This is a genomic window from Pseudoxanthomonas sp. LjRoot204_2, assembly GCF_056175765.1.
Genome location: NZ_JBGFFG010000154.1, coordinates 1 through 7,450, shown reverse-complemented (window position 1 = coordinate 7,450; position 7,450 = coordinate 1). Strand labels below are relative to the sequence as shown.

The 7,450-nt window shown below is 62.5% G+C and carries 9 protein-coding genes and 1 other RNA gene; 6 read left to right on the top strand and 4 right to left on the bottom strand.

All coding sequences use genetic code 11. The features are described 5' to 3' along the window. The 5 genes from moaA to AC04L7_RS09025 form a co-directional block, all read left to right on the top strand. Positions 1 to 889, top strand: an 889-nt coding sequence (gene moaA, locus AC04L7_RS09045; protein WP_475512862.1) for a GTP 3',8-cyclase MoaA, incomplete at its 5' end; no start/stop codon positions are given. Between the two features lie 16 nt (positions 890 to 905). Continuing rightward, positions 906 to 1,388 carry a cyclic pyranopterin monophosphate synthase MoaC gene (gene moaC / locus AC04L7_RS09040; protein ID WP_299341693.1) on the top strand — a complete coding sequence of 161 codons (483 nt, stop codon included), beginning with the start codon at positions 906 to 908 and terminating at the stop codon, positions 1,386 to 1,388. Beyond that, the gene (locus tag AC04L7_RS09035; RefSeq protein WP_435997740.1) at positions 1,388 to 1,630 is read left to right on the top strand and encodes a MoaD/ThiS family protein; all 243 of its coding nucleotides are present in this window, start codon (positions 1,388 to 1,390) and stop codon (positions 1,628 to 1,630) included. The genes moaC and AC04L7_RS09035 overlap by 1 nt, the downstream gene beginning before the upstream one ends. A 3-nt stretch (positions 1,631 to 1,633) precedes the next feature. Next, entirely contained in the window at positions 1,634 to 2,062 is a 429-nt protein-coding gene (locus AC04L7_RS09030; protein WP_296280096.1) for a molybdenum cofactor biosynthesis protein MoaE, read from the top strand. Then, on the top strand, positions 2,059 to 3,081 hold the full coding sequence (locus tag AC04L7_RS09025; RefSeq protein WP_475512861.1) for a beta-propeller fold lactonase family protein: 1,023 nt from the start codon (positions 2,059 to 2,061) through the stop codon (positions 3,079 to 3,081). The genes AC04L7_RS09030 and AC04L7_RS09025 overlap by 4 nt, the downstream gene beginning before the upstream one ends. An 88-nt stretch (positions 3,082 to 3,169) precedes the next feature. Here the strand turns inward: AC04L7_RS09025 and ffs are convergent. Beyond that, positions 3,170 to 3,266: signal recognition particle sRNA small type (gene ffs / locus AC04L7_RS09020), an RNA gene on the bottom strand. A 433-nt stretch (positions 3,267 to 3,699) separates the two neighbouring features. Next, positions 3,700 to 4,653, bottom strand: a complete 954-nt coding sequence (locus tag AC04L7_RS09015) for a hypothetical protein (protein WP_475512860.1) — start codon at positions 4,651 to 4,653, stop codon at positions 3,700 to 3,702. A 615-nt stretch (positions 4,654 to 5,268) separates the two neighbouring features. Between AC04L7_RS09015 and AC04L7_RS09010 the strand changes: the two genes are divergently transcribed. Next, positions 5,269 to 5,664 (top strand): H-NS histone family protein, encoded by a 396-nt coding sequence (locus AC04L7_RS09010; protein ID WP_435997746.1) that lies wholly within the window; start codon positions 5,269 to 5,271, stop codon positions 5,662 to 5,664. 402 nt (positions 5,665 to 6,066) lie between these two features. On the opposite strand, the gene AC04L7_RS09005 is transcribed toward AC04L7_RS09010, so the two are convergent. Then, positions 6,067 to 6,426 carry a hypothetical protein gene (locus AC04L7_RS09005; RefSeq protein WP_435997748.1) on the bottom strand — a complete coding sequence of 120 codons (360 nt, stop codon included), beginning with the start codon at positions 6,424 to 6,426 and terminating at the stop codon, positions 6,067 to 6,069. Beyond that, on the bottom strand, positions 6,423 to 7,178 hold the full coding sequence (locus AC04L7_RS09000) for a hypothetical protein (RefSeq protein ID WP_435997750.1): 756 nt from the start codon (positions 7,176 to 7,178) through the stop codon (positions 6,423 to 6,425). The genes AC04L7_RS09005 and AC04L7_RS09000 overlap by 4 nt, the downstream gene beginning before the upstream one ends. Positions 7,179 to 7,450: the final 272 nt, after the last annotated feature.

Here is a 7,450-nt window from a genome sequence, read left to right as displayed (position 1 = left end):
CTATGGGACCGATGCCTCGCAACGCCTGTCTTTCGACGAGATCGACACGCTGGTCCGCGCCTTCGTGCGGCTGGGCATGCGCAAGCTGCGATTGACCGGGGGCGAGCCGCTGCTGCGCAAGCGCCTGCCCGATCTCGTCCACCGCCTTTCGGCCATTCCGGGATTGGAGGACATCGCCCTCACGACGAACGGCATGTTGCTTGCGCACCAGGCGCAGGCGCTGCACGACGCCGGCTTGCGGCGCATCACCGTCAGCCTGGACGCGCTGGATGCCGATCTCTTCGCCGAGATGTCGGGGCGGCGGGGGCAGGTGGGCGACGTGCTTGCGGGTATCGACGCCGCCGTGAGAGCCGGATTCTCGCGGCTCAAGATCAATGCCGTCGTGCAGCGCGGGCTCAATGAGGACCAGGTGGTGCCGTTGGTTGAGCATTTCCGCGGCACGGGCCATGTCGTGCGGTTCATCGAATTCATGGATGTGGGCGACAGCAACGACTGGCGGCTCGACCGGATGGTGCCGTCGGCCGCGTTGCGCGACCGCATCGCCGAGCGCTGGCCGCTGCATCCGCTGCAGGCGGACTATCGGGGCGAGGTGGCGGAGCGGTACGGGTTCGACGACGGCGGTGGCGAAGTCGGTTTCGTCAGCTCGGTCAGTACGCCGTTCTGCGGCGACTGCCACCGTGCGCGCGTGTCGGCCGACGGGCGCCTTTTCACCTGCCTGTTTGCGTCGGAGGGCGCCGACCTGCGTGCGGTCCTTGCGCAAGGCGAAGATGCGCTGGCGACGCACGTGGCAGGCCTGTGGTCGGCGCGCGGCGACCGCTACAGCGAGTTGCGTGGCCGTCCCGAAGTGCGGGATCGGCGACGCGTCGAGATGTATCTTATCGGTGGTTGAACCACGCAGGATCCTCATGCCACGTAACGCCCTGACCCATCTCGACGCCGACGGTCGCCCGGCCATGGTCGACGTTTCCGGCAAGGCGGCGACGGCGCGCGAAGCGCTCGCCACCTGCCGCGTGCGGTTTCCGGCGGAGATCGCGCGGCAGCTGAAGCGCAACGGCTTGCGCAGTGCGAAGGGCGGCATCGTCGATACGGCGGTCATCGCCGGGACGATGGCGGTCAAGCGCACGCATGAACTGATCCCTTTCTGCCATCCGCTACCGATCGACGGATGCCGCGTGGCGGTGGACTGGGATGGCGAAGCCACACTGCGCATCGATTGCCAGGTACGCACCGTGCATCGCACGGGGGTGGAAATGGAGGCGCTCACCGGAGCCACGGTGGCCGCCCTCACGGTCTACGACATGTGCAAGGCGCTGTCGCACGCGATCGTGCTCGGACCGGCGAAACTCGTCGGCAAGCGCGGCGGCAAGCGCGACGTGGGGCAGCTCTGATGCCCACGGTGACGCTGCTCTATTTCGCCAGCCTGCGCGAGCGTGCCGGCATCGCCAGCGAAACCCTCTCCACCCAGGCCCCGGACCTGGCGAGGGTCTACGACGACGTACAGGCGCGGCATGGATTCACCTGGCCGCGCGAGCACCTGCGCGTCGCGGTGAACGGCGAGTTCGCGCGCTGGGGAGACGCGCCGTCTGCGGGCAGCGAGATCGCCTTTATTCCGCCCGTCAGCGGGGGTTGAGCCATGGCAGACTTCGCCCTCTCGGAGACGCCGCCCGACCTGGACGCATGGCGCGCACGCGTGCTCGATCCGCGCGCGGGCGGCTACGCCAGCTTCGAAGGCTGGGTACGCGACCATCACGCGGGTCGCTCCGTGGGTGGCTTGGATTACGAAGCGTATGCAGCGCTCGCCGAGCGCGAAGGCGAACGCATCCTTGCGGAAGCGAAGGCGCGCTTCGACATCATCGCTGCGTGCTGCGTGCATCGCGTGGGAACGCTGGCCATCGGCGACCTGGCGGTGTGGGTGGGCGTAAGCGCCGCGCACCGCGGTGCGGCGTTCGATGCCTGCCGCTACATCATCGATGAGGTGAAGCGTCGCGTGCCGATCTGGAAGCGCGAGCATTACCGCGAAGGCGATGCCGACTGGCTGCACCCGATGGCGGAGGGTGCATGACGCCGAGGACAGTGCGTCCCCTCGTGCTGGCTTTGGCGGTCGGGCTGCTCGGTGCGCCGGCGGCAACGCGTGCGGCAGAGCTGCTGGTGGGCAACAAGTCGGCGGATACGGTCTGGCGCCTGTCGTTGCGCGACGGCCGCAGGATCGGCGAGTTCCGCACCGGCGAAGCACCGCACGAGATCGCGGTAGCGCCCGACGGGCGCATCGCCGTGGTGACGAACTACGGCGATGCGAAATCCGGCAGCTCGCTTTCGGTCCTGGACTTGGTGGGCGGCACGCCGACACGGACCATCGACCTGGGCCAGCACGGTGCGCCGCACGGTTTGCGCTTCCTGCCCGATGGCCGTCGCGTACTGGTGACGACGGAAGCCTCGGCCAGCCTGCTGGTCGTGGAGCTGGCCTCGGGCAGCATCGAGCGCGTGATCGATGTCGGTGGGGGCACGGGCCACATGGTCGCCGTGTCGACCGACGGAAAGGTCGCGTACCTGACCAAGATCCAGTCCRGTACGCTGAGCCGCATCGATCTGCAGTCCGGCATGAAGACGATGGAGCGCGCCGCCGGCAAGGGTGCGGAAGGCGTGGCGGTGCGACCGGATGGCCAGGAGGTGTGGGTGACCAATCGCGAGGACGGCACCGTCACCGTGCACGACCCGCGCACGCTGGCGGTCAAGCGTCGCATGAGCAGCAAGGGGTTTCCGATCCGGGTGGTGTTTTCCGCGGACGGCTCGCGGGCGTTCGTGACCAATGCGCGCGCCGCGACGCTCTCCGTCTTCAATGCCCGCACCAAGGTGCCAGTGGCTACCGTCTCGCTGTCGCGCGAAGACATGACCTACCAGCCCACGATGCTTGGCAACGCTGCATTGCCGATCGGCGTAGCGTTGGCAGCCGATCGGCCGCGCGCGTACGTGGCCATCAGTGGAGGCGACAGGATCGCCGTGATCGACACCGAACGCTGGCAGGTGATCGATTACTGGGTCACCGGACGCGAACCGGACGCGCTGGGGATCGTGGCCGAATGAACGACGCTCAAGAGGCGTCCGCCGCGATGGCGATGATGCCGTCGCGACGGCAGGAGACAGTGACGAGACGATGCCTCGAAAGGCGGTAGCCCCGCCGGCTGACCTCGGCGCCCGCATCGATCGATACCGTTGCTGCCTTCCGGCCCTGGCGGGATTTTCGACCTAGCGTCGCGAGGGGCCGACGGGGCCACCATAGACACGAAACCGCGCCTGGGCGCGGTCCGTCGTCAACCCGCCGAAGCGGGTTGCGATGAAACTGGCGGAGAGAGGGGGATTCACTCGGCGCTGCGCGCCTTCGCCCTGCGGGCGGCTTCGCCGTGCAAACCGCTACGCGGTTTGTCGAACCCGGGAGTTCTCACCCCCTCTCCAAGTCCCGGCGAAACATCACGGACGTGGAGCCATCACTACGTCTTTGAACCTGGCGGAGAGAGGGGGATCGAGTCAACCCGACCCTAAGTCCTTGATTCTCCTACAGGACGCAAACCAGGAATGTGTCCTGTTTTGTGTCCGGCCATTGTAGCGGTTCGTTCGATCAAACCGCTAGTCCAGCCAAGATCAGCAGTTGTTCGAGAGGAGGCCTCCCTACCCCAGACAGCTGGCAGCCGCTTCTGAGAATTGCTACGCGCGAGGTCCTTGACGCGCCCCTGGCTTGTGCGGTGTCTTCTGTTTCAAACCTTGGCGTGCCCGCTTAACCAGCAGACCTCTCGGAAGCGGATCGCGCTCATTGGATAGGACTTCCTTCAGGGCAAGTTCGGGGCAAGCACTGGCTTCATAGACAGTAAAGTGCCTACTAGCCTCTACTACGACGCGCTTAGTTGTCGTCAGATTATTCAAGGTCAGCCAGCCAGGGGCGGAGGGGCTAGCGGTATCCGCACCTCGATTCAGCATTTCCGCAAAGCCGAAATGCTCTCGATGGGCTAGTCTTACGGTTGAAAGTGGTGAACTTGAGCTTATTGCCTCGTCCACATCGGTTAGAGATGAGAGTGGGCAGCAATGGAAGCTACCGTGCCCGTATATGAGGTAATGAGACCATTGAAGCGATTCGATACCCAATGGTTGAGATGCTACGGGACCCGAGAGTTTCCTTCTGCGATTCCTCTCTTCAAGTATTGAGATGCTGAAATCTTTCAGTCGTGTGAACTGCTTCTCGACTCTGGGGCGGCTTGTTGTTTCCGGAGAGTCTGACGATACGTCAAAGCTTCCGACCATGGATTCGCTCTTCTTAGCTTGAAAGATAGCTAGCCGCGATCTTTTTGTGTCAAGTCTGATCAGCAAAGCAAAGTCAGCGCCGGTGTCTTTCTCCGCCATTCCATTAGTTAAGTTTTTGCTATACCTCACCCATGAAGACGATACTACATAGGGAACGGAGAACGCAGAAGCGCATATTGGTGTCGCAACTGCAAATGCTCCCAAGAGCGAGGCAGTTATGGATTCCTCGTCTAAAGAACTGTGCAAGTTTGAGGCGGATAGCTCGGCGACCGCCAGTTGAAACGCGGCCCCTAAGAAGTTTGAATAATCCTTGATACCAAATTCACCGAGGTGATCGACGATCAATGGAGCGGGTGACGACATTGCCATGCTCGCTGGCTCGGAGGGCCTTCAATAGTAGCTCTCTGACGCGTCGGTCTCTAAGGATTTCATCGCGGTAGATTGACTTGGTCCAGTCGTTAGAAATTGGGCCATGTCTTTCAGAGAGCTTCTCTACGGCAGACATCCAGTCTTTTATTGGCTCTGCGTCGGGGGCCAGACAGTGCAGTCTTGAAAGTCCGCGAGGGTAATTCTTCGCGCCACCGAACAGCCACTTTGCTACAGCCCGAATTTCGCTTTCACTTAGCTGGTCCATAAGTCCAACCAATGTGATTACTCTTTTGCGAGCGGCTGCCCTCTCAAATGACTTGTTCTTCCAATATATTAGAAGCTCCCTCTTTGAGCTGAAGGAGATGACCTTCCCAGGACAGTCGATATGTGATGATGTCCAGCCGGGATCAGGGCCTCCACGTCTCTTGATCGCTATTCCAAGCTTCGACAAGTGAGAAGTAAGTTCGGCGCTCTTCACGGGTGGGGTGGGGTGGGGATTTCACGGAAGCTAAGACGTAATCTCAAATAGTCAAGCGGTATTCGCTAACATTCAAGGCATTCGCCATTCTCATTGCAATCAACGAGAGTCAGATAGAAAGGAAAGTATTGATGAGCAAGCCCACCCTAGACTCCATCGCCACCGCCAAGGCCCGGCTGGAGGAAGAACTCCGGAAGCTCGAAGAACAAGAGAGCCAGCTCCGCCAACAGCAAGCGGCCGCTGCCTTCGCCGAGGTCATGAACTTGCTAGGCCAATACAGTCAGCACTTCAGCGCCAAACAGAAAGCGGAGATCGTGACAGCCGTGGGTGTGGGTAGCCCTGCGAAGGTAAAAAAGCAGGCGGGAACCAAGGAGGTGGCGCCGAAGTATTGGCTGCCACATACCCAGGAGACGTGGAGCGGGCGTGGTCGGCCACCGCGGTCTTTCACTGCCTGGGAGGGAACCGCTGCCTACAAAGAATGGAAGGCGCGGCACCCTGGGGAGAAGTTCCCGAAGTTTCCGGGATAAGCACAGCAACCATGTTGAGCAAGAGGCCCCATCTGGGGCCTCTTCTCATTTCACGACCGGGGACCGTGTTCGTCTCAGGATGCTGAGCCGAAAATTCCAAGGAGCACGAAAAAGATCGTAGGTAGCATGACAAGCGCTCCGATCAGCCCCATAAGGCCGCACGCAGTGATGGCCCAGATCTGGCCGACGTTGAAGTGGCCGGCGCTACGTTGTTGGGCTTGAGCCGCAGCTAAGGGATGGAGGCGCTCCGCGCGCCTCCGAAGGAGGCGTGAGAGCACGGGACCGATGACGAGGCCAAACGGTCCCGTCAGCAGGACAGCGACGCAGAGGCACAGCGTGAACCGGGCTTGCGGGGTCATCACCGAAGCGGTGGGTGTGGCAGGGTAGTAGGTCATGGGCGGATCAGGGCCTGTTCGCCGTCCAGGTGCCCGACGCCCTTGAGAACCGGACCGGCTCGGTGAACGGCCGAACCTGTGGCGTCCCAGCGATGTCCAAAACGATGGCACCGCCAACGTCACACACCACTCCGTCCGCTGTCTCTGATTGGTGGCAGCCGCTCAAGGCGAAGTCACGGTATTCCTGGACCCGGACGGCGCTGCCCATGGCACCTTCGAACTTCGCAGTGATGGCTTTCTGGGCGTCGGCTTCCGAGGGTTGATGGCCGCTACAGGCGGTCAACGCCAGGGCAGCAGAGAGGGCGAGGGCGATGTTGCGAAAGATGGTCATGGTCTCTTCCTGGTTGAGTTGGACGGGCAGGATCATTTGTCACGGTTGCCGGCCGGATCGAACCCACCGATCCACATTCGGGTGTCCCGAAAAGGCGTGAGGATTCCCGAAGGACCGGGATAGAGGTCTTCCGCGCGCAGATAGCCGGATACCCAGGCAACGCTCAGCGCGACTTTCCTGGCCTGCTCGGCAATCCCATCGCGGGACGTAGTGACGTTGAAAGGTTCCCTAGGAGGATTGGGTCCCGAGGTCCGCTGATCGCCCGTGTTCGGTTTCCCGGGACGCACCCGCAGGCCCACCATGAGATCAGTCGTCGCCTTGGTCTGGGCGTTGTCGTTGAGCTCGGCCTCCTCGCCGAGGTCGTCCTTGATCGTCAGAGCGGCGTCCGCGCAAGCCTGGAAGGTCTCCGAGGTCGACGCGTTGGCGCTGGTCCAGATCCGGGCCTCGACCTTCCAGCAGGGCAGGGACGCGCCCCATTCTTTATAAGTCAGCGCGACCCGGGGCCAGTCCAGGCGGCCCATTTGGGCGGCCTGATGGTCCTCGTTCTTGTAGAGCCCATTGATACGGCCGGCCCCACTGATGGGGGTGTAAAGCGGTCCGGTAGCGTTACGGGTGCCGGAGCGGGGCTTGGCCCCGACCATCCTCTCCCCAGCGTCTTTCAGGCTGTCCCCAAGTTGGCGGAAGAAGCCTGGCTTCTGTGCGGACTGGTCCTGGGCGAGGACGGGAGTAAAGGAAGTGAACGCCAATGCCAGGAGCGCAGCGAATGCTCCTTGTCCTGCGTGTTTCATAAGAAAGCCCCTGAAAATCGTCGGCCTGACGACGTTTGCAAATATGGCAAATGCAGGGCAGGATGGGAAGCGGCAGACTGATGGGTCAGTTCATCATCCGTTGGTCTTCATGCCTGCACCGCTGCCCCCAGCTTCAACCTTCGGCCGTCGCCTTCGCGAGGCCAGGCTTGCGCGGGGGATGAACCAGGCCGCCTTGGGCGCTGTTCTCGGGCTGGAGGAAGAGAACACGGCAGCCCCAAGGATTTCGCGCTATGAGCGAGGGGACCGTATGC

Excerpts from the sequence above, each read along its gene's own strand:
- moaC (WP_299341693.1), top strand. The coding sequence starts at position 906 with ATGCCACGTAACGCCCTGACCCATCTCGACGCCGACGGTCGCCCGGCC.
- AC04L7_RS09035 (WP_435997740.1), top strand. The coding sequence starts at position 1,388 with ATGCCCACGGTGACGCTGCTCTATTTCGCCAGCCTGCGCGAGCGTGCC.
- AC04L7_RS09030 (WP_296280096.1), top strand. The coding sequence starts at position 1,634 with ATGGCAGACTTCGCCCTCTCGGAGACGCCGCCCGACCTGGACGCATGG.
- AC04L7_RS09015 (WP_475512860.1), bottom strand. The coding sequence starts at position 4,653 with ATGTCGTCACCCGCTCCATTGATCGTCGATCACCTCGGTGAATTTGGT.
- AC04L7_RS09010 (WP_435997746.1), top strand. The coding sequence starts at position 5,269 with ATGAGCAAGCCCACCCTAGACTCCATCGCCACCGCCAAGGCCCGGCTG.
- AC04L7_RS09005 (WP_435997748.1), bottom strand. The coding sequence starts at position 6,426 with ATGATCCTGCCCGTCCAACTCAACCAGGAAGAGACCATGACCATCTTT.
- AC04L7_RS09000 (WP_435997750.1), bottom strand. The coding sequence starts at position 7,178 with ATGAAACACGCAGGACAAGGAGCATTCGCTGCGCTCCTGGCATTGGCG.